The sequence below is a fragment of the Longimicrobiaceae bacterium genome, from assembly GCA_035696245.1.
Taxonomy (GTDB): Bacteria; Gemmatimonadota; Gemmatimonadetes; order Longimicrobiales; family Longimicrobiaceae; genus DASRQW01.
The window spans coordinates 1-19,917 of sequence record DASRQW010000116.1 but is presented as its reverse complement, the minus strand read 5'-3'; the positions used below and the strand labels follow the sequence as shown (position 1 = coordinate 19,917).

Genomic DNA, 19,917 nt, shown 5'->3' with positions numbered 1-19,917 from the left:
CGCACATCTACGTCGTGCCCGTCACCGGCGGCGAGCCGCGCCAGGTGACGAGCGGGCGGTACGACGAGCACTCGCTGGCCTGGTCGCCAGACGGGACGCGCCTCGCGTTCATCAGCAACCGCTCGGCGGACCCGGACGCCAACTACAGCGACGACGTGTGGACGTTGGATGTCGCCACCGGGCGCCGCGAACGCGCGGTGACGCACAGCCCAGGCACCGAGCTCCAGCCCGCGTGGTCGCCGGACGGGCACACCATAGCCTATCTGGGCAGCGTGCGCCGCGTGAACACCAAGGACAGCTCGGCCGAGGACACGCAGCTTTTCGTCGTCCCCGCGGACGGCGGCGAGCCACGGCTGCTGACGGGCGCGCTGGACCGGCGGCTCACGGAGCTGGCGTGGGAGCCGGGCGGGCGCTCGCTGCTCGTCGCGGGCTACGACATGGGCGGCAACACCGTCTGGCGGGCGGACGTGGCTACGGCGCGGGCGCGGCCGGTGCTCCAGGGTGCGTTCACGGCCCGCTCCGCCACCGAAGATTCACGCGGTGCGGCGATGGCGTTCCTGCGCAGCGACCTCGTGCATCCCACGGAGGTGTGGGTGGCGCGGGCGGACGGAACCGGCGCGCGGCAGCTCACGCACGAGCAGGACGAGCTGCTGGCGCGTGTGGAGCTTCCTTCGGCGGATACGATTTGGGTGCGTTCGCCGGACGGCACGGCGGTGCAGGGATGGCTGATGAAGCCCGCGGGCTGGCAGCCCGGCCGCAAGTATCCCATGGTGCTGTACATCCACGGCGGACCGCACGGGGCGTTCGGCAACGCGTTCTCCGAGGCGTTCGACCTGCTGAGCGCGCGCGGCTACGCGGTGCTGTTCCTGAACCCGCGGGGCAGCGCGGGCTACGGCCAGCGCTTCTCGGACGGCACGCTCTCCGCGTGGGGCGGGGGCGACTACGCGGACCTGATGGCGGGCGTGGACCGCACGCTCGACGCGAACCCGTGGATCGACCGCTCGCGTCTGGGCGTGGTCGGCCACAGCTACGGCGGCTTCATGACCAACTGGATCGTTGGTCACACCAACCGGTTTCGTGCGGCGGTCTCCGGCGCGAGCGTGAGCAACCTCGTCTCCTTCTACGGCACGTCGCTGTACTCGGACCTGATCGAGGCGGAGTTCAACGGGCAGGCGGCGGACAACTACGAGCTGCTGTGGAGGTGGTCGCCCATCGCGTACGTGCGCGCGGCCCGCACGCCGGTGCTCTTCCTGAACGGCGAGGCGGACAACGACGTGCCGATCGGCCAGGCGGAGGAGATGTACGTCGCGCTGCGCCGCCAGGGCACGCCCGCGGAGATGGTGCGCTACCCTGGCGAGGGCCACAGCATCAACTTCACGCCGCGTCATCGGTTGGATTACCTGCAGCGCATCGCTGGTTGGCTCGACCGCTGGGTCGTCGGCGACGGTTCGCCGCCCGCGACCCAGCCCACCGCCTGACGCAGCTCACACATCCGGCGAGATCGAATCGCGCGGCGGAGGATCGGTGGGGTTCGGTGGATGTGCATCGACCGAATCCATCTACACTTACGAACGAGGGGGGGACCGATGGCCAGATCCTGGGAGCCGGTGACGCTGGGCGGGGTTCCGGCGCCGCGTGGGGCGTACTCGCCGGCCATCCGCGCGGGCGACCTGGTGTTCGTGTCCGGCCAGGTGCCGCGCGACCCCGTCACGGGCGAGCTGCTGGGCGGCGACGTGGCGAGCCAGACGCGCGCCACCATCGGCCGGCTGCGCGCCGTGCTGGCCGAGGCGGGCGCCGCGCTGGAGGACGTGGTCTCCATCACCGCGTACCTGCGCGACATAGGCGACTGGGACGAGTTCAACCAGGCGTACCGCGAGGCGATGCCCGCGCCGTACCCCACGCGCACCACCGTGGGCGCCGACCTGGGCGACGTGCTGGTGGAGATCAGCGCCATCGCCCACGTCCGCCGCTGAGCGAACGCCTCGTCAAACCTCTGCCCACGGGCAAGGGCGAATCGACTGGGACGACGACCGATCGAGGATCACGGATGATGAGAAGCGGGGCGCTCGAGTATCGGGTGCGCCGCTTCTCTCGTCTGCGTACGCGTGCGGCTTGATGCGGAGCGCGAGCCTGCGCATCCGCGGACCTGCGTAGGGATGCGCGAGGGAAGCCGGCAGATGCACATCTCCCGGCACGCCGTGCATCCACCGGCAAAACGAAGGCGGCGGGCCCCGTGTGGAGCCCGCCGCCGTTCATCTACCGAACCGCCCAGCGTTGGATCAGATGCGGATGCGGATGCCGATATCAGCCCTGACGTGGCTGATGTCCAGGCCGATCGGCACACCGCTGACCTCGACGTCGCTGATCTTGGTGTAGCTCACCGCCGGGGTCACCGAGACCTTCGGCCCCAGCGCGAACGCCACGCCGGCTCCGACCTCGAAGCCCAGCTTGTTGTCGGTCTCGGCCGGGGAGGTGGTGCCGGTCTCCTTCAGCTTGTGGTACACCGCGCCCGCGCGGATGAACGGGTCGATGGGGATGAGCGGCGTGGGCACGTCCACGCGCACGCCGGCGTCGAAACCCTGCTCGCGCACGCTGCCGCCGCCTGCGGCGTCCTTCACGTCGTAGCCGTTCAGCGAGTAGCCGCCGTAGATCCCCAGCACGGGGAGGGCGTGGAACGTGACGTTCGCGCTGGTGGTGTAGCCGGTCTTGAAGTTGTCCTTGAAGGTGCCCGTGGGAATCGAGGCGCCGCCGCGGACCTCGACCGAGAACGGGGTGAGGTTGGGGACGATCTGCGCGTGCGCGCCGCCCGCGAAGGCGACGGTCGCGAGGGCGGCGAAGATTCCGGCAGCTGCTTTCTTCATGGTCCTGTCCGATCAGGAGTCGAAGGCGGGCCCGCCGAGTGCGGGCCGTTCGTGCTGCATACCTTTCGTGCTGTGATGCCGGCAATTGCCGACGCTCGCGCGGCCGCACGGGGCGGCCGCGCCACCTGTGTACATACGAGGCAGCGGAATGTTTCCTCTGCCCCGCGATGTCCGGCCGGTTGCGGACCGTCAGGAAGCCGCGGGTAGCCTGGAAATTGCGCCCAGGCGCACGCCGGACACCGTTTCCGAGCCCGCGGCGAAGGGTTTTTTCACCGCCCCGCCAGCGAAGAGCTGACCGAACGTAGCCATCGCCCAGGTGTGCCGGGCATTCCGGCGGGGAACGAATATGAGCCGGTAACGCGTTTCCGTCAACGCGATTGTGCGGCAACGGCTTACAGAGCATCGCCGCCGCCGGGCAGCTGGAATGGGACAGAAATGTCCCACTTTGGGGCTCCGCAATGGGCACCGCCTCTTGCGCCCGCGGGTGCCACGGGCGCATATGTAGGCGCCGCTTCTCACTCGCGCGCCCCGCTCCGCGCGCCTCCCTCGCATGCGCGCCGGGAGGGCGCGGCTCTTGGTTTCGCCCCGCCGTGGAGGCGGGTGCATCGCGCCTTCCCCCCGCGTACTCCGTGCAACTCGACTCTCCCGCGGCAACGCCCCGGATGAACACGACCCACCTGGATGGACCCGGCCTGCGCGGCGCCCTGATCATGGCCGCCGAGCATGTGCAGCGGAACCGCGCCGACCTCAACCGCATCAACGTCTTCCCCGTTCCCGACGGCGACACGGGCACCAACCTGGCGCTCACCGTGAGCACCATCGCCGAGCGGATGCGCACCAGCACCGACGGCTCGGTGGCGCTGGTGGCGCGCGACGCGGCCGAGGCGGGCATCCTGGGCGCCCGCGGCAACTGCGGGATGATCCTCTCGCACTTCCTCCTGGGGTTCAGCGACGCTGTGGCCGGGCGCGCGCGGCTGAGCGTGGTGGAGTTCACCCAGGTGCTGCGCGGCGCGGTGGAGCACGTGTACCGCGCGCTGGAGCGGCCCATGGAGGGCACTATGCTCACGGTGATGCGCGCCGTGGCCGACGAGGGCGAGCGGCTGCAGGCGGCAGACTTCGTGGTGCTGTTCGAGCGGCTGCTGGTGTGCGCGCGCGACGCGCTGGCCCGTACGCCCGACCTGCTGCCGGCGCTGAAGAAGGCGGGCGTGGTGGACGCCGGCGCGAAGGGCTTCGTGCACGTGCTGGAGGGCATCAGCGCATTCATCTCCGGCGACCCGCTGGTGGCGCTGGACGAGGTGCCGGAGTTCGAGGACTGGACGCCCATGGCCGCCGCCGTGGCAGCCTACCCGGTGGAGACGGAGCGCTTCCGCTTCTGTACCGAGGCGCTGGTGCGCGGGCCGGCGCTGCCGGACGCGGACGCCGTGCGCGCGGTGCTGCGGGAGCGCGGCGACTCGCTGGTGGTGATCCGCAGCGAGGCGCTGCTCAAGGTGCACGTGCACACCGACGAGCCGGACGAGGTGTTCGCCTACCTGCGCGGCCTGGGCGACCTGGCCAGCCACAAGGCGGAGGACATGCAGGCCCAGCACGCGGCGGTGGAGCGCGCCGCCGCGTCCGGTCACATGCAGCTCGCCCGGCGCCCGGTGTCCGTGGTGGCCGACACCGCGTGCGACCTGCCGGAAGACATCGTGCGGGCCCACGGCATCCACCTAGTGCCGCTGGGGCTGATCTTCGGCGACAAGGCCCTGCGCGACCGCTTCGACGTGAGCGCCGAGGAGTTCGCGCAGCGCCTCAAGGACGGCGCGCACCCCGGCACCTCGCAGCCGCCGCCCGCCGCGTTCCAGGAAGCCTTCCGCCGCGCGGGCGAGGAGGGCGAGGCCGTGATCGCGGTGCTGCTCTCGTCCGCGCTCTCCGGCACGTACGCCTCGGCGCAGACGGCGGCCAAGCAGCGCACGGGCGAGGAGGCGGAGGTGCCGGTGCACTTGGTCGACTCGCGCGGCGGCTCGCTGCTTCAGGGGCTGATGGCGATGAAGGCGGCGGAGCTGGGAGAGAGCGGCTGGCAGCCGGAGCGCATCGCCGAGGAGCTGGTGCGGGTGCGCGACCAGAGCGGCTTCTTCATCAACCTCGACACGTTCGAGCGCGCGCTGGCTTCCGGCCGCGTGGGGCGGGGGCGGGCCTGGCTGGGCAGCCTGCTGGACATCAAGCCGGTCCTGGACATAGACGCCGCGGGCAAGCTGGTGCCCATCGCCAAGGTGCGCGGGCGCAAGCAGGTGCTGCCCAAGATGATGGAGATCCTGGAGCAGAAGGTGCCGAAGGGCGCGAAGAAGCTTCGGTTCGGCATCATGCACGTGGGCTGCCCGGAGGTGGTGGACGAGGCCGCCTCCGCGATTCGCGCCCGCTACGGCAACCGCGAGATCATCACCGCCGCCGGCACCCCCATCATCGCCACCCACGCAGGCGAAGGCGCCTGGGGCATCGCCTACCTGGTGGAGGATTGACGTGGGCGGTCCGTAGCACTCGATCGCAGCAGAGAAAAGATGAGGCCTCACACCCGACGGTGCGAGGCCTCATCTCGTTCCCACGCTCGATAACTTCTACCACCGACTGACGCCCGTTTGCTCCAGGCCGGAGACCCGCGTTTGCGGCGGCGGTTCAGGCGGGTCGGAGGATGTCTGCCAGCGTCTGGGCGTGGTCCGGGCGGAGCGTCGCGGCTGCGGGAGACGTGCTCAGCGGGCGGAGGGCGTCGCGGATCTCGGTGCCGCGGGCGTGCTCGCGGGCGGCAAGCTCCAGCAGCAACTCGAGCGCCCGGCGTTCGGCGGCACGGGCGGCGTCCGGACGGTCTTGCCGGCGGAGGACGTCCGCCTGCTCGGCGAGCAGCTGCGCCCACGGCACCACCTGTCGGGCATCCACCATCCGCACTGCGGACGCGGCGTCCAGCCGGGGCGCGATGGGTGCGACCGGCCCCAGCAGCTCCGCCTGCGCACGGCTCACGTGCTCCATCGCGCCGTCCAGGTCGCCCGCGTCCTTCCGTTCCGCCGCGGTCTCCAGCAGTTGCGCCATCTGCCGGATCATGCGGAGGATCAGATCCTCCTGCCGTGACGACGCCACTGAGACTCCCGGTTGTGGTGGGTCGATGCGGGCGACCCGCTCCGCCGCGCATCAGCTCGAGGCATCAACACGCCTGCGGCTGTACAGCTTGCTCGCCGGCTCCTCCGTCTTCCTTCGTCCTTATACCAATCCGGTTGAATGACTGTGCATTCTTCGGAGCAAGACGGTGCGAACGCTCGGTAGACAAACCGCACAATGCACAGTTGATCGCCCGTATTGGTATTACAGAGCCGGTCGCCGCATCTCCCGAAGACGCCCAGCGGTTCGGTAGATAGGGCGCGCCGCGGCATCTCGGTTCGCGCGACCGTTCCCGCGGTGCATCTTCGGCAGATGCGGACCGAATCTACCGCGCGACCTCCCAGGCCAGGTGCTGAAGCTCGGGGGCGATCAGCTTCTCCCACGCGAGGCGGACGGCGGCGGGGGAGCCGGGCATGGAGATGACCACGCGGCCGCGGTAGACGCCGGCCGTGGCGCGCGAGAGCATGGCCGCGGCGCCCACCTGCTCCCAGCTCAGCATGCGGAACAGCTCGCCGAAGCCGGGCAGCGTCTTCTCCAGCTTGCGGCTCAGCACGTCGAACGTGGTGTCGCGCGGCGAGATGCCGGTGCCGCCGTTGAACAGCACCACGCGCGCATCGCCCGCCACAAGCTCGTCCAGCGCGGCCGCCACCTGGTCCGGCTCGTCGCGGATCAGCCGGTAGCCCGCCAGCACGTGTCCGGCGCCGGTGATCGCATCGCGCAGGAAGTGCAGGTTCGTGTCCGTCTCCTCGGTCCGCGAGTCGCTGACGGTCACGACGCCCACCGTCACGGGCCCGCGCTCGGCCGCGATCGCGTGGTGCTGCTCGCTGCTGTTCGATGCCATCAAATTCTCCGATCGGACGAGTCGCGCCTCAGAAAAGCAGGCCGAGGGCACCGAGGAAGTCGTGCAGATTCGGGAAAGGCGAGACGTCCTGCCGCATCCCACATCTTCCAACCCGCATCTCCCGAGCCGAACGCCTGCGTCACCGTCGTAGCCGCTCGCGCCAGTGCGTTGCTCAGCCCCTGGTGGCGCGTTCGAGGACTTCGATGGCGGGGTCCAGCTGGTCGACCTCTTCCTGGGCGCCGTCTTCCCAGCGGACCACCGCCCACAGCGCGAAGCCTTCCACGACGCGGCCTTCCTTGCCCATGCGGTGCAGCACCACGTCTCCGGTGTTGTAGAAGTGGCGGGACTCCAGTTGCGTGCTCACGGACTCTCTCTCGGGCGGCTCGGGTGCGGTGCGCGGTTGCGCATCAACTTGACGCCGGATCGGGCCGCGGGGCAACTTCTCCGTCGCGCGGTCGCCGCCGTGGCCGCGCCGGCCGACGAGAACGCCCCCGAGGAGAGCCGAGTGGACGCACCGCCCGAACCCGCAGTGACGCTGGAGACCGCCCGCCTCGCCCTCCGCCAGCTCGGCCCCGCCGACGCGGAGCGGCTGCAGGCCGTGTTCTGCGCCGCGGAAGACCACTTCCTCGCCCTCACAGGCGCGGGCCCGGGCGCCGACGCTGCCGAGCGCGAGATCGCGGGCTGCATGGCGACTCCCGGCCGCACCGTCGCGCTCGCCACGCTGCTGGACACGGGCGAGGACGTGGGCGCCGTCGCCTGGTGGGAGGGCAATCCCGAGGCGGAGGTCGCGTTGCTGGGCACGCTCATCGTGGCGCCCGCGCACCGCGGCAGCGGGCTGGCGCGCGAGGCGCTGGAGGGGCTGGAGATGTGGCTGCGCGGCCGCGGCATCGTGCGGATGCGCGCGGGGGTGCTGCGGCGCTACCGCCCCGCCAACCTCTTCCTCCAGGCGCTGGGGTTCACGGAGCTGAGCATCCGCGAGCACACCAAGCTGGGCATCGCGGGCGCCGGCACCGCGCTGTACGAGAAGCCGCTGGGCGGCGGCTGATGCCCACCATCGCCACCACCTTCCCGCTGCCCGACGCGGCGCTCGCCCTGCTGGCCGAGGCGGGCACCGTCGCGGGCCCGGAAGGCTGGCGCGACGCCCTGCCGGAAGCCGAGGCGCTGCTGTGCCTGCTCACCGACCGCGTCGACGCGGCGCTCCTGGACGGGGCGCCGCGTCTGCGCATCGTGGCCAACGCCGTCGTCGGCTACGAGCACGTGGACCTGGCGGCGTGCCGGGCGCGCGGCATCGTGGTCACCAACACGCCGGACGTGCTCACCGAGGCGACGGCCGACCTGGCGTGGGCGCTCATCCTCTCCACCGTCCGCCGCACGCCGCAGGCCGAGCGCAGCCTGCGCGCGGGCGGGTTCGGCGGATGGGGCTTCTGGGACTACCTGGGCGGGGACCTGGCGGGCGCGACGCTGGGCATCTTCGGGATGGGCCGCATCGGGCGGGCGGTGGCGCGGCGTGCCGGCGCGTTCGGCATGCGCGTGATCTACCACGGCTGCTCGCGGCTTTCGGTAGATGACGAGTCGGCGCTCGGCGCGCGTTGGGTGGATCGGGCCGAGCTGCTGCGCACCAGCGACGTGCTCTCGCTGCACGCGCCGCTCACGCCGGAGACGCGGCATTTCATCGACCAAAACGCTTTGCGGGAGATGCGGCGCGGTGCGTATCTCGTCAACACCGCACGCGGGGCGCTGGTGGATGAGGCAGCGCTGGTGGATGCGTTGCGCGACGGCCACCTGGCCGGCGCCGGGCTGGACGTGTACGAGCGCGAGCCCGTCATCCACCCCGGCCTGCTGGAGCTGGACAACGTGGTCCTGCTCCCGCACGTGGGCAGCGCCACGCGTGACACGCGCACGCGCATGGCCATGCTCGCGGCGCGCAACGCCCACGCGGTGCTGCTCGGGCGCCCGCCGCTCACGCCCGTCCCGTGAGCGCCCCCGCCCGCGAGGCCGCCCGCGCCATCCTCGCCGCAGCCGTCGCCGCCGCGGACCCGCGCGAAGCCGTCCGCCGCGCCCTCGTCCTCGAGAGCGACGTTCTCCGCATCCGCGCCTCGCGCAGTCCGGGAGATGCGGAGATGTGGGGCGATGAGAGGCGCCGGACCGATCCGGAGGATGCGGGATGGCGGAACGATTCGGACGATGCGCCACCCGCCACCTTCTCGGCAGATGTCGGGCGTTCGGCAGATGCGAGCCTGCCCGACGACGCGCGAACCGCGGGCGATTCGGCGGATGAGGTGCGGCTGGATCCCGACGGGCGCATCTGGCTGATCGGCGCGGGGAAGGCGGCGGCGGGGATGGCGCTGGGAGCGCTGGACGTGCTGGGAGAGCGCATCGCCGGCGGGACGGTGACGACGAAGGACGGGCACTCGCTGCCGCTGCCGCCGCGCATCGACGCGTGGGAGGCGAGCCACCCGGTGCCGGACACGCGAGGCTTGGCTGGCGCAGTCGCGGCGCTGGAGGTCGCGCGGGCGGCCGGGCCGCGCGACGTGGTGCTCTGCCTGCTCTCCGGCGGCGCTTCAGCGCTGTGGCCGGCACCGCCCGCGGGCGTGGCGCTCACGGACGTGCGCGCGGTCACGGACGCGCTGCTGCGCGCAGGAGCGTCCATCGGCGAGCTGAACGCCGTGCGGAAGCACCTGTCGCGCATCTCCGGCGGGCAGCTGGCGCGGGCGGCGTACCCGGCGCGCGTGGTCGCCCTCGCCGTGTCGGACGTGGTGCGGTCGCCGCTGGACGTGATCGCGTCCGGCCCCACCGTCGCGGACCCCACCACGTTCGCGGATGCGCTGGACGTGCTGCGCCGCTACGAGATCGACGCGCCGCCGTCCGTCGCCGCGCATCTCCTCCGCGGCGCCGCGGGCGAGGAAGACGAGACGCCGAAGCCGGGCGATCCCGCGCTGGCGCACGCATCCACGCACGTCATCGCCCGCAACCGCGACGCGCTGCACGCCGCCGCGCGCGAAGCCGAGCGCCTGGGCTGGCGCGCCACCATCGCCGCGGACGACCTGGAGGGCGAGGCGCGCACCGTCGCCCCGCAGGTCGCCGCCCTCGCCTGGAGCACTCACGCCGAGGGCGAGTCCGCGCGTCTCCCCGCAGCGTTCATCCTGGGCGGCGAGACCACGGTGACGGTGCGCGGCGCCGGACGCGGAGGCCGCAACCAGGAGCTCGCCCTCGCCGCCGCCGTGGAGCTGGACGGCGAGCTGGGCGTTACCATCGCCGCCATGGGCACCGACGGCACCGACGGCCCGACCGACGCAGCCGGCGGCATAGTCGACGGAACGACGGTGGCGCGCGGGCGTGCACTCGGCCTGGACGCTCGCGACTTCCTGGACCGCAACGACTCCTACGAATATCTCCGCGCCACCGGCGATCTCCTCATCACCGGCCCCACCGGCACCAACGTGAACGACATCATCCTCGTCCTGGTCGAATCGCCGCAGCTCTGACCGTACGTCTGCACGTCTGCAAACGAAACCATCTGCCGAGGCGACCGACCCGACCCACGCTGAACAAAAACAACCCTCTCCCACGCAGTTTGTGGGGGAGGGTCGTCGAGCCTGAGCGAGACGGGGAGGGGGCGCCGTTTGAGCTGCGGCACGCATCGAAACCGCGCCCGGCGTTTCTTTTACGGCAGATTCTCCACCAGAAGCTTCAGCACGGCTTCGGGGTTGTCGGTGTTGAGCCAGTGGCCGCCTTCCACGAAGTGCAGGTGCACGCGGCCATTGGCGCGGCCCGCGGCTTCCACGCGCGCGGCAGCCTCGTCGTCCAGCGTGTGCGACTCGGTGGCCTTCACGAAGTGCAGCTCCACGCCAGGCGGCGGCGACTCCACCACGCCGAACAGGTCGGTGCGGAAGAAGTCGCGCAGCATCTCCTCCATCGCCCCGAAGTCCAGCCGCCAGCGGTAGCGGCCCTCGTGCGGCTCCAGGTTCATGGTCATCCACTGCGCCAGGCCCTCGGGGTAGCCCTGCGCGATCAGCGCCTCCACGCCCTCGGTGCGGGTGGCGAACTCCGGCGGGAGCGAGCGCACGGCCTCGATCATCTCCCACGCGCTGCCGGACGGCTCGCGCACGGCGGGCGTGCTGTCCATCACCCACACCTGCTTGAGGCCGCCGGCGTGGTGCTGCGCGTACATGAGCGCCACCTTGCCGCCGAACGAGTGGCCCATCACCGCCGCGGCGTGGAAGCCCAGCTCGTCCACGAGCAGGTCCACGTCGGCGGCGCTGGCGGCCAGCGTGTGCGGCCCGCCGAAGCCCTTGCTGCCGCCGTGCAGCCGCAGGTCCACCAGCAGCACGCCCCACTCCGGCCGGGCGTCCACCAGCCGCCGCGCGATGGTGCCCCAGTTGCGCCCGGCGCCGTAGATGCCGTGCAGCACCAGCATCCACTGCGAAGGCTGCGCGCCGGCCGCGGTCACGCGCGAATGGTTCAGGATCGGGTTCATCGGTCCGGATGCGCTCGGTTCATCGGCATGCTCGTCGGGCGGGAATTGTAGCGCATCGCCCGGCCAGCGGCGACCACGTCACGGCTCACGGGAGATGCACGGCCGCCCATCCTGCATTTCCGAGCGTCGCCCGGCGCGACTCCTTCCCCCTGCTTCATCGGTCGAAGGGTCTCACGCGGAGACGCGAAGGCGCGGAGAACGGCAGGAGAAGCGAGTTGTTCTCCGCGATCTCCGCGCCTCCGCGTGAGCCTGCCGTTCACCTGCTGCCGGAACGAAGCTACCGAAGCCCGCGCAGCGCTCAGGCGCCGTCGCTGACGGGAGGCGCGGCGGTGCGGAGATCCTTCTCGTGCTCCTCCACCTCCGGCTTCTTCGCGCGGAAATGCTGGACGGCCTCGATGCCGAGCGCGCAGAAGGTGGCCCACGCGAAGCCGGCGGCGTAGCCCGCCACCACGTCCGACGGGTAGTGCACGCCCAGGTACATCCGAGACAGGCCGATGAGCACGATGAGCACGCCGGCCACCGCGAACGTGGCGCGCCGCAGCCCCACGCCGGGCTCCAGCCGCGCGATCAGGTACGCGAGCGTGAGATAGACGACCATCGACGTCATCGCGTGGCCGGACGGGAACGACTGGCCGGACGTCATGGGCGTGCGCCACGGGAAGAGGCGCGGGCGAGGCCGGTCGAACCGGGTCTTCAGCGCCAGGTTCAGCACCTCCTGCCCCACCACCGCCACCCACAGCAGCAACACCGAGTACCGGTGCCGAGAAACCCACAGGAAGGCGCTGGACACCAGCAGCGTCATGATCACCACCGCGCCGGAGCCGAGCGACGTCACCTCCAGCGCCAGCCCGGTGAGCGTGCGCGAGGCGTGCGCGTTCATCCACAGCAGCACGGACTCGTCGAACTTCTGCGTCCCGCCCTCCATCACCTCGTCGGCCATGAAGGCGAACGCGGCCGTGGCGGCGAATATGGCCGCCAGCGCCAGCACGAGGTACGTGCCGAGCGCCGCGTGGAAGCTGCCCACGTTGCGCCCGATCACGGAGAGCACCGCGTGCAGCGTGCTGCGTCGCGGCGCGGGTCCGCGCGCCGGCGGCGGAGACGAGGGATGGGGCGGATTCATGGCGCGGCGCCGGGCGCACGAAGCGTACCCGCACCTTGCGGGCGCCGGGGCGGCGGCGTAGCCTTGCCCCCATGATCCGCCTGGAAGAGGTGACCAAGGAATACGCCGTGGGGCTCACCCGCTTCACGGGCCAGCGCGTGCGCGCGCTGGACGGGGTGTCGCTGCACGTGGAGCCCGGCACCGCGCTGGGCGTCGTGGGCCCCAACGGCGCGGGCAAGAGCACGCTCATCCGCCTGCTGCTCGGCTACATCCGCCCCACGCGCGGCACGGTTGCCATCCACGGGGTGACGCCGCGGCGGTACGCGGAGATGCGCGGCGTGGGCTACGTGAGCGACACCGTAGCCATCCCGCGGCGCTGGACCGTGCGAAGCGCGCTCCAGGCGTACGCCGCCCTCGGCCGCGTGCCGGATGCCCGGGCCCGCGTGGCCGCGGAGATGGAGCGGCTGCGCATCTCCGACCTGGCGGACAGGCAGATCGCGGCGCTCTCCAAGGGCAACCTCCAGCGCGTCGCCCTGGCGCAGGCGCTGCTGGGCGACCGCGAGCTGCTGGTGCTGGACGAGCCCACCGACGGGCTCGACGCCGAGGCCGTGGCGCGGTTCCGCGACACCGTGGCCGAATGGCGCGCTGGCTCCCCCGGCCGTGTGCTGCTCATCGCCTCGCACGACCTGGAAGAGGTGGAGCGCATCGCCGACGAGGTGGTGGTGCTGGAGGGCGGCCGCGTGCGTGAGCGGATCGGCCTGCCCGCCACGGCTGCGCGGCCCGCCGCGCTCCCGGCGTACCGGCTGGAGATCGAGGGCGGCAAGGGTGTGAAGGCCGCCGTCCTCGCGCAGTTCCCGGGCGCGGCGGAGGCGGAGGGCCCGCCCTTCGCCTTCCGCGTGGAGGCTCGCTCCCTCGCGGAGCTGAACGCCGGTGTGGGACGGTTGATGTCGCGCGGCCTCGTCGTCCGCGCGCTCGTGCCCGAGCGCGTCTCGCTACGCGGCCTCTTCCGCCGCCCCGCGCCTCCGCCGGCCGATCCTTCGCCGGAGGAGCGGCGATGATCCGCATCGCCCTGCGGAGCGTGCTGTGGCGGCTTCCGCTGCTGATCCCGGTGGTGCTCTGGTTCTACCTGAAGGAACCAGGCTTCGCGTTCCGGGGACCCATCCCCGCGGAGTTCGCCGACGACCTGAAGCCGAGCGGGCTGGCGTTCACCCTGTCGAACCTGGCGGGGCTGTCGCTGGTGATCCTGCTGGGCGGCTTCATCTCCCACGACCGGTGGCGCGGCTACTACAAGCTGTACTTCGCGCATCCCGTCCGGCCGGTGACGTTCTATGCCGTGCGCTGGCTCGTCGGCGTCGCCGCGGCGATGGGGGTGGCCGCCCTGTTCCTCGTGTTCGGGCAGCTCGCCGCGTGGGGGGAGATGCGCGTGGGACCGGCGTTCCTGCTCCAGCCGCTACTCTTCACGCTGGTGTACGGCGGGATACTCGCGTTCCTGTCCGCGCTGATCGCGTGGCCGTGGGTGGACGCGTTGCTGGTGGTGGCGATCTTCTATGCGACCGAGGTGTGGCGCTTCCTGATCCAGGACATGGGGCTGGAGCTGCTCACGCCGGGCCTGCGGGCGCTAGTCTTCCTGGTCCTTCCGCCCCACTACGCGCTGAACGACATCTACACCGGCCTCACGATGGGCGTGGTGGACTGGGCCGCGACCCTCTTCACCGCGGGCTACGCGCTGTTCTGGCTCGCCCTCGCCGCCCTCCTCGTCCGCTTCCGCGAGTGGCCCTGAAGCCGCTTCGTCCCCCGCGAACTCGACAGACTCGGCAGATGCACGAAGGGCGCGGCTCCAATTCGGAAGCCGCGCCCTTCGTCATTCCATCTCGATTTGGTAATCGAGTGCTGCCTACGGCGAGCACCGCAAGCCGATGAGTGATACGGAATCCGGGTAGATCGGCTTGCCTTCGCGCGTCTCGCCGAAGCGATTCGGACCATCGGTAGCAGCCCACGCCGGTGGGCTTCGTGCCGTCGTAGCCCGCGGCTTTAGCCGCCAGGGCGATGCTGCCGCACCGATTCTCCCGATTTTGGTATCACATCGACCGTCACGCCCGTTCCGTCAGCACCAGCCGCCGACCCGAGCGCGTCAGAGTCGCGGCTCCCTCGCCGCCACCGGACCCCTGCCACCGCCACCCAGCAGCCCGGAAAGCGAGGGCGCGTCGCTGCCGTGCGACATGAGGGAGAAGCGCCGCCCCACCAGGCCCAGCATGATGACGTACGAAAGCACGCCCATGACCTGGAGGAGCGAGAACGACGGCACCCAGGCGTCCGGCGTGCGGATGAAGGAGAACGCGGTGGTGATGCTCACGTCCACCACCTCGCGCACCGTGTAGGTCGCCAGCGCAAGCCACAGCAGGTGGTCCAGGCTGTCGCGCACCACCGCCAGGTACAGCGCCACCAGCATCACCAGCACCGTGAGGGCGCTGGTGTACGTGATCACGCCGTAGTGCTGGCTGGCCGGCGCCCCGCCGTCGATCATTCCCCAGGCGGAGCCCGCCACCATCCACGAGCCCAGCCATGCCGTCGCGAACTTCGCATCTCCCGCGCGGGCCAGCTTGCCCCGCGCGAGCAGGACGCAGAGCAGCGACGCGAACCCCACCATCGCGAAGCCCCGGCCGTGGTTCGCAACCGGCTGCACGCGCAGGTACGCGCGCATGGGAGCGCTGCCCGCGCCGGCTAGCATCGCCCATCCCCCCAGCGCGCTCTGCAGCGCGCCGTGCACGCCCGTGAGCGTGAAGCAGAACCCGGTGAACAGCCAGCCCGCGCGGCGCTCCGCCAGCGGTTCGGCGGAGCGCTTCGCGATGACGATGCAGCCGATCCCGAAGACCAGCTTGAGCAGCACCACCGCGATCTGGAGGATGAACGTCCTCATCGCGCGCTTTCTACGCGGACGGCGGCAGCGTCACGGGCAGTCCACGGGGCAGGTCTGGGCGTCGTCCCACACCTCGATGATCTCGCCGCCACCGATCTGGAACGCGGTCACGCCGCCACGAGGCGTGTTGTCGGTGACCGTCTCGTTGTAGGTGACCGTGATGCTCGCCACCTGGTCGCCGCCCTCTTCCACCGTCACCGGGTCCCCCGTCTGGGCGTTCGCGCCGGCACCCAGCACCGTGGCGCTGGGGTGCTTCATCTGGACCCTGAACTTCTTGATGGGGCCCTTGTAGTCGTGGTCGTGCCCGTTCGGCGTGTTGTCGATGCGCAGCTTGACCGCCCGGTTGTGCGGCCCGCCGTTCAGCTTGAGCCACGACACCCCCTCGGGGCCCACCATGGGCTTCACCGGCGGGTCCGGCTGCGGGCATACGTAGCACTCCTGCGGGATGGGGAACTCGAGCGCGGTTCCGTCGCCGTTGGGGTGGATCACGCAGCGGCTCACGAAGCCCTTGTAGTAGGTCAGGCGGTACTTGTGGCCGTTGTATTCGAGCGACACGGTGTGGTAGCCGTGGGGAAGGTCCTTCTCCTTGACCGCGGACTGACCGTTGTTGCCGTTCGGCATGACGCCTCCAGAAGCTTTACAGGGGGGAAGAACTGCGAAGGGACGTGTAAACTGCGTCACCCGCGCGGGGATGGCAAGCTCGCCCGCGGCCCTGCACGGCGCCGCGCGGAAGGGGCTCCGTGCCACGTCTGCGACGGATCGCGGCGGACGCGCCGGAGCGGTGGACGGCCGATGCGGAACGATGGCGGGGCGGCCGCGCTACGGGCGCCCGATGCGCGGGTAGGCGTCCGGAACGGCCGAGGCGCCGCCCGCTCCGCCGCGGAACACGTGGAAGAGCGCGGGCACCTGCGCGCCCCGGCGCGCCAGCAGAAGGCGCCGCAGCGCGCACCCGATCATCACCGCGAACGTGGCCGTGCCGATGGCGTGCGGCATGCCCGGCCACAGGTGCAGCGCGCCGGCCGTGCCCAGCCAGCTCGCCAGGTAGTGCAGGTCCACGCTCACCGCCTCCTGCGCCGCGTAGCAGGCCAGCGCCACCCAGAGCAGGAAGTCCACCGTGTCGTGGACGGCGGCCAGCCACAGCGCCGCCAGCAACGTGATCAGCGCCACCGCGTCGATCACGGTGAGGACGGGGAAGTGCATGGCGGGCGTGAACGGCCCCTCGGCCAGGCCCACCCAGCTGCCCGCCAGCAGGCAAGCGGCCAGAGCGGCGGCGTAGCTCCACGGCGGCCGCGGCTCGCGCGCGGCGCCGCGGGCCACGAAGTAGAGCAGCGCCACCCCGAAGCCCATCACCGCGAACGCGCGGCCGTCGTTGCCCGCCGGCATCCAGCGCAGGTACGTGTTCCACGCCGCGCTGCCGGGGCCCGCCGTGAAGGCCACCGCGGCGAAGCTGGCCTGCGCCACTGCGTGCGCGCCGGTCACGGTGAACGCCACGCCCGTCAGCGTCCACGCCAGGCGGTGCACCCGCGGCATCCCGCGGTGCCGGGCCACGACCATGCCCAGCACCCCGAAGCAGAGGGTGGACAGCGTCTGCGCGAGCTGCAGGACGACGGTGGTCACGATGGCGCGCTCCCGCCGCGGCTAGGAGTGGCGCCGGCCCACATGGGCGCCCCGGCGCGGCCCCCACACGCGGAAGCCCTTGCAGATGGGCGGACAGGTGATGGCATCTTCGTTGATCACGAGGGTCGGCGAGACCGTCACCGGGTCGGTGTCGCCGTCGTCACCATCGCCTGCGTCGCCCCGCAGCGCCGCGGCGGATGCCTTGAACCCCTCCACTACGTCCAGGCTCTCGATGAGCCCGCCCTCGTCGGCCGTGATCGTCACGCCACCGTTGTCCACGGGCTTTCCGGGCATGGCCGGGTCGGTCTTCAGCGCGATCACGATGGCCTGGATGCTCTCGCCCGCCGCGGGCGAGGTGTTGTCGATGGCCAGGCCGATGCCCAGCTTGTACGTGCCTCCGCCCACCGTGAGCTTGCTGTCCGGGTCGGGCTCCTTCATGCCCGGGGGCAGGTCGTAGGTGTCGGTGGCGGCGTACAGCCCGATCTCGGTCTTGCCGGACGCGTAGCCGTCGGGCCACAGGGAGACCGAGCTCACGAAGCCGCGGTAGAAGTAGAGCTCGAAGGTGCCGTACTTCTCCGTCTGGGAGATGACGCTCCGGTAGCCGTTCGGGTCGTCCTTGTACGTCGTGTTCGAGGTTTCGGTGGGCGGCATGGTTCCCCGGTGTGCGGAAGGTAAGGATGCATGGAACGGAAGGAACTTCGGAACGGCGGAAAACGGGGCTGCTCGTGCGGCTCGTAGCCGGCGGAAGAAGCGGCGGCCGGAACGGGCGGGAATGGGGGAGAGGTGTGTCTGGCGGGCGGGAACGGCGCGGCGTGGTTTACAAGCCGGGTGCGGAGCCAGGCCGGAGGCGGCCATCCGCGGGGCGCGGGAGGTGCACGTCGTGGACGCCACGCCGCGAGCGCATATTGGCTCGCCCGTACGGTGAAGTCAAGATGTAGTTTTACGGAGAAAGCACACGAGCTGGTAACCCACGCCCGCGCACCGACATTGCATCCGCAGCCATCTCCGCCGTCGGGCGGATGAGCCGCCGCCGCTCTTCCCCCCGTCCGTCGACGGCTGACGGATGGCGGAGCGCTTGCATCGCCGCTGTTCATCCACCGCACACCTCACCCTAGCCATATCTCCGCACCTTCGATGACCCATCTTCGTCACGCCGTCCGCATCTCCATTGCCCGCCCGCTTTCCCTCGCCCTCGCCGCGCTGCTGTTCGGGGGATGCACGGCGCTCCCATCGCCGGAGGCTGCGCCGCAGGCTTCGGCAGACGGGGCGAAGCGAGTGCAGATCCTACAGACGAACGACGTGCACGGGCACCTGCTGCCGTGGAACCGGGTGGGCGGGTCGGCGCTGCTGGCGGCGTATTTCGACAGCGCGCGGGTGCGGTTCGCGGGATCCACGGTGCTCATCTCCGGCGGCGACGACATGCAGGGCACGCCCATCTCCAACCTGAGCTGGGGCCGCGCCGCCATCGCCGCCGAGAACGCCATGGGCTACGACGCGGCCGCCGTGGGCAACCACGAGTTCGACTGGGGGCAGGACACGCTTCGCGCCCGCATCCGCGAGAGCCGCTTCCCCTGGCTGGCCGCCAACCTCTTCGTGGCGGGCACGCAGCGGCAGCCGGAGTGGGTGCGGCCGTGGACGATGGTGGAGCGCGGCGGCGTGCGGACCGCCGTCATCGGCATCGCCCTGCCGGAGACGCCGGAGACGGTGATGGCCGGCCGCGTGGACGGGCTGGAGTTCGGGCCCGCGGCGCCGGCCATCGACCGGTACGCGGCCGAGGCGCGCGTGGCGGGGGCGGACTTCGTGGTCGTCACCATGCACGTGGGCGGCATCTGCGAGCGGCCGGGCACGCTGCCGGAGCAGGAGTCCGCCGGGTGCACGGGCGAGGTGCTGGAGGTGGCGCGCCAGCTCGCCCGGCCGGTGGACCTGATGCTGGCCGGCCACCGCCACGAGCGCATGCTCACGTGGGAGAAGGGCATCCCCGTGGTCGAATCCATCTCGTACGCAAACGCGTTCAGCATCACGCAGCTGGAGCGGCGCGGCGGGCACACCTCCGTGCTCTACCGCGCCATCCGCACGCCGTCTGCAGATTCCGCGACCCCGAACGCGGCGGTGGAGCGCATCGTCAGCGACTGGGACCGCGCGATACGGCCGATCACGGAGCGGGTGCTGGTGTCGTTCGCGGTGCCCATGCCGAAGGCCGACACGGGCGAGTTCGCGCTGGGCGACCTGATGGCCGACGCGTTCCGCGCGCGCACCGGCGCGCAGGCCAGCATCGTCAACAACGGCTCGATCCGGCAGGACATGCCGGCGGGCCCGCTCACCTACGGCACGCTCTTCCAGCTCCAGCCGTTCCAGAACGCCCTCGTGCGCGTCGGCGTCACCGGCGAGCAGCTCCGGCGGGCGCTGGAGGCGGGGCTGACGGCGGAGGGCGGCGTGAACGCCCACGTCTCCGGGCTCACGGTCGCGTACGCGCCACGCGCGCCGCAGGGCTCGCGCATCCGCGCCATCCGCCTGGCGGACGGGCGCACGGTCACGGACGCGGACCACGTCACGCTCGGCCTCTCCGAGTTCGTGGCATCGGGCGGCGACCGCTTCGTCTCCCTGCGCGAGGGCCGTGCGACATCCACCGGCCTCGTCGACCTCGACGCGCTCATCGCCTATCTCCAGACCCTGCCGCAGCCCGTCACACCTCCCACCGGCCGTCGCTGGATCGCGGTCCCCTAGCTCATCGAAAGGAAACAACGAGGGGAATCGGGAGATGCGCATCTGCCCTCACGTCCTCGGTTCGGTAGATGGACAGCGGCCCGTGCGATGTCCATCCCCGTGATGACCCTCGGGTGATGTACATCTACCGAACGCGTCGATTCTGATGCGATGGACGCTCGCAGGTATTCGGACGATGTGCGGCAGATGGAAGATGCGAAGCGTCGCGCAGGGCTCGATGCACATCTACAGACCCGATCGCCCGCAGTTCGAAGACGA

19 protein-coding genes are annotated in these 19,917 nt (G+C 71.4%); 9 read left to right on the top strand and 10 right to left on the bottom strand.

The window, feature by feature from the left end; all coding sequences use genetic code 11:
• Positions 1 to 1,478: S9 family peptidase (locus tag VFE05_05280; GenBank protein HET6229472.1), on the top strand; the 1,478-nt coding region annotated here is incomplete at its 5' end.
• Positions 1,479 to 1,586: 108 nt separating this feature from the next.
• Positions 1,587 to 1,973 carry a Rid family hydrolase gene (locus VFE05_05275; GenBank protein HET6229471.1) on the top strand — a complete coding sequence of 129 codons (387 nt, stop codon included), beginning with the start codon at positions 1,587 to 1,589 and terminating at the stop codon, positions 1,971 to 1,973.
• Positions 1,974 to 2,279: 306 nt separating this feature from the next.
• Here VFE05_05275 and VFE05_05270 read toward each other — a convergent pair whose 3' ends face one another.
• Complete coding sequence (locus tag VFE05_05270) at positions 2,280 to 2,861, bottom strand: outer membrane beta-barrel protein (GenBank protein ID HET6229470.1); 582 nt, start codon at positions 2,859 to 2,861, stop codon at positions 2,280 to 2,282.
• A 662-nt stretch (positions 2,862 to 3,523) separates the two neighbouring features.
• On the opposite strand from VFE05_05270, the gene VFE05_05265 reads away from it, so the two are divergent.
• Entirely contained in the window at positions 3,524 to 5,356 is a 1,833-nt protein-coding gene (locus VFE05_05265; protein ID HET6229469.1) for a DegV family protein, read from the top strand.
• Between the two features lie 154 nt (positions 5,357 to 5,510).
• Here VFE05_05265 and VFE05_05260 read toward each other — a convergent pair whose 3' ends face one another.
• The 3 genes from VFE05_05260 to VFE05_05250 all read right to left on the bottom strand — a co-directional run bounded on the left by VFE05_05260 (position 5,511) and on the right by VFE05_05250 (position 7,189).
• Positions 5,511 to 5,930: a hypothetical protein gene (locus tag VFE05_05260; GenBank protein ID HET6229468.1), complete on the bottom strand. Its 420-nt coding sequence runs from the start codon at positions 5,928 to 5,930 to the stop codon at positions 5,511 to 5,513.
• 379 nt (positions 5,931 to 6,309) lie between these two features.
• Positions 6,310 to 6,825: a molybdenum cofactor biosynthesis protein B gene (locus VFE05_05255; protein HET6229467.1), complete on the bottom strand. Its 516-nt coding sequence runs from the start codon at positions 6,823 to 6,825 to the stop codon at positions 6,310 to 6,312.
• 172 nt (positions 6,826 to 6,997) lie between these two features.
• Positions 6,998 to 7,189 carry a hypothetical protein gene (locus VFE05_05250; protein HET6229466.1) on the bottom strand — a complete coding sequence of 64 codons (192 nt, stop codon included), beginning with the start codon at positions 7,187 to 7,189 and terminating at the stop codon, positions 6,998 to 7,000.
• A gap of 141 nt (positions 7,190 to 7,330) precedes the next feature.
• On the opposite strand from VFE05_05250, the gene VFE05_05245 reads away from it, so the two are divergent.
• The 3 genes from VFE05_05245 to VFE05_05235 are packed head-to-tail and all read left to right on the top strand — an operon-like array spanning position 7,331 to position 10,310.
• A complete protein-coding gene (locus tag VFE05_05245) occupies positions 7,331 to 7,870 on the top strand; it encodes a GNAT family N-acetyltransferase (GenBank protein ID HET6229465.1) in 540 nt (179 codons plus the stop codon).
• On the top strand, positions 7,870 to 8,802 hold the full coding sequence (locus VFE05_05240; protein HET6229464.1) for a D-glycerate dehydrogenase: 933 nt from the start codon (positions 7,870 to 7,872) through the stop codon (positions 8,800 to 8,802). The genes VFE05_05245 and VFE05_05240 overlap by 1 nt, the downstream gene beginning before the upstream one ends.
• A complete protein-coding gene (locus tag VFE05_05235) occupies positions 8,799 to 10,310 on the top strand; it encodes a glycerate kinase (protein HET6229463.1) in 1,512 nt (503 codons plus the stop codon). Before VFE05_05240 ends, VFE05_05235 begins: the two co-directional genes overlap by 4 nt.
• Before the next feature lie 179 nt (positions 10,311 to 10,489).
• On the opposite strand, the gene VFE05_05230 is transcribed toward VFE05_05235, so the two are convergent.
• Both VFE05_05230 and VFE05_05225 read right to left on the bottom strand, forming a co-directional pair.
• Positions 10,490 to 11,302: an alpha/beta hydrolase gene (locus VFE05_05230; protein HET6229462.1), complete on the bottom strand. Its 813-nt coding sequence runs from the start codon at positions 11,300 to 11,302 to the stop codon at positions 10,490 to 10,492.
• Between the two features lie 298 nt (positions 11,303 to 11,600).
• Positions 11,601 to 12,422, bottom strand: coding sequence for a phosphatase PAP2 family protein (locus VFE05_05225; GenBank protein HET6229461.1), 822 nt, complete (start codon positions 12,420 to 12,422; stop codon positions 11,601 to 11,603).
• A gap of 71 nt (positions 12,423 to 12,493) precedes the next feature.
• Between VFE05_05225 and VFE05_05220 the strand changes: the two genes are divergently transcribed.
• Positions 12,494 to 13,459: an ABC transporter ATP-binding protein gene (locus VFE05_05220; GenBank protein ID HET6229460.1), complete on the top strand. Its 966-nt coding sequence runs from the start codon at positions 12,494 to 12,496 to the stop codon at positions 13,457 to 13,459.
• Entirely contained in the window at positions 13,456 to 14,181 is a 726-nt protein-coding gene (locus VFE05_05215; GenBank protein HET6229459.1) for a hypothetical protein, read from the top strand. The genes VFE05_05220 and VFE05_05215 overlap by 4 nt, the downstream gene beginning before the upstream one ends.
• Positions 14,182 to 14,532: 351 nt before the next feature.
• Here the strand turns inward: VFE05_05215 and VFE05_05210 are convergent, their stop codons facing one another.
• From VFE05_05210 to VFE05_05195, 4 genes are all read right to left on the bottom strand, one after another.
• Positions 14,533 to 15,318: a hypothetical protein gene (locus VFE05_05210; protein ID HET6229458.1), complete on the bottom strand. Its 786-nt coding sequence runs from the start codon at positions 15,316 to 15,318 to the stop codon at positions 14,533 to 14,535.
• A gap of 30 nt (positions 15,319 to 15,348) precedes the next feature.
• Positions 15,349 to 15,939: a hypothetical protein gene (locus VFE05_05205; GenBank protein HET6229457.1), complete on the bottom strand. Its 591-nt coding sequence runs from the start codon at positions 15,937 to 15,939 to the stop codon at positions 15,349 to 15,351.
• 198 nt (positions 15,940 to 16,137) lie between these two features.
• Positions 16,138 to 16,935, bottom strand: coding sequence for a hypothetical protein (locus VFE05_05200; GenBank protein ID HET6229456.1), 798 nt, complete (start codon positions 16,933 to 16,935; stop codon positions 16,138 to 16,140).
• 21 nt (positions 16,936 to 16,956) lie between these two features.
• Positions 16,957 to 17,586 carry a hypothetical protein gene (locus tag VFE05_05195; protein ID HET6229455.1) on the bottom strand — a complete coding sequence of 210 codons (630 nt, stop codon included), beginning with the start codon at positions 17,584 to 17,586 and terminating at the stop codon, positions 16,957 to 16,959.
• 483 nt (positions 17,587 to 18,069) lie between these two features.
• Here VFE05_05195 and VFE05_05190 point away from each other — a divergent pair, with 483 nt between their 5' ends.
• Positions 18,070 to 19,659 (top strand): bifunctional UDP-sugar hydrolase/5'-nucleotidase, encoded by a 1,590-nt coding sequence (locus VFE05_05190; GenBank protein ID HET6229454.1) that lies wholly within the window; start codon positions 18,070 to 18,072, stop codon positions 19,657 to 19,659.
• Positions 19,660 to 19,917 lie beyond the last annotated feature (258 nt).

Coding starts and splice junctions, on each gene's coding strand:
- VFE05_05275 (HET6229471.1), top strand. CDS start 1,587: ATGGCCAGATCCTGGGAGCCGGTGACGCTGGGCGGGGTTCCGGCGCCG.
- VFE05_05270 (HET6229470.1), bottom strand. CDS start 2,861: ATGAAGAAAGCAGCTGCCGGAATCTTCGCCGCCCTCGCGACCGTCGCC.
- VFE05_05265 (HET6229469.1), top strand. CDS start 3,524: ATGAACACGACCCACCTGGATGGACCCGGCCTGCGCGGCGCCCTGATC.
- VFE05_05260 (HET6229468.1), bottom strand. CDS start 5,930: ATGATCCGGCAGATGGCGCAACTGCTGGAGACCGCGGCGGAACGGAAG.
- VFE05_05255 (HET6229467.1), bottom strand. CDS start 6,825: ATGGCATCGAACAGCAGCGAGCAGCACCACGCGATCGCGGCCGAGCGC.
- VFE05_05240 (HET6229464.1), top strand. CDS start 7,870: ATGCCCACCATCGCCACCACCTTCCCGCTGCCCGACGCGGCGCTCGCC.
- VFE05_05230 (HET6229462.1), bottom strand. CDS start 11,302: ATGAACCCGATCCTGAACCATTCGCGCGTGACCGCGGCCGGCGCGCAG.
- VFE05_05225 (HET6229461.1), bottom strand. CDS start 12,422: ATGAATCCGCCCCATCCCTCGTCTCCGCCGCCGGCGCGCGGACCCGCG.
- VFE05_05220 (HET6229460.1), top strand. CDS start 12,494: ATGATCCGCCTGGAAGAGGTGACCAAGGAATACGCCGTGGGGCTCACC.
- VFE05_05215 (HET6229459.1), top strand. CDS start 13,456: ATGATCCGCATCGCCCTGCGGAGCGTGCTGTGGCGGCTTCCGCTGCTG.
- VFE05_05210 (HET6229458.1), bottom strand. CDS start 15,318: ATGAGGACGTTCATCCTCCAGATCGCGGTGGTGCTGCTCAAGCTGGTC.
- VFE05_05205 (HET6229457.1), bottom strand. CDS start 15,939: ATGCCGAACGGCAACAACGGTCAGTCCGCGGTCAAGGAGAAGGACCTT.
- VFE05_05195 (HET6229455.1), bottom strand. CDS start 17,586: ATGCCGCCCACCGAAACCTCGAACACGACGTACAAGGACGACCCGAAC.
- VFE05_05190 (HET6229454.1), top strand. CDS start 18,070: ATGACCCATCTTCGTCACGCCGTCCGCATCTCCATTGCCCGCCCGCTT.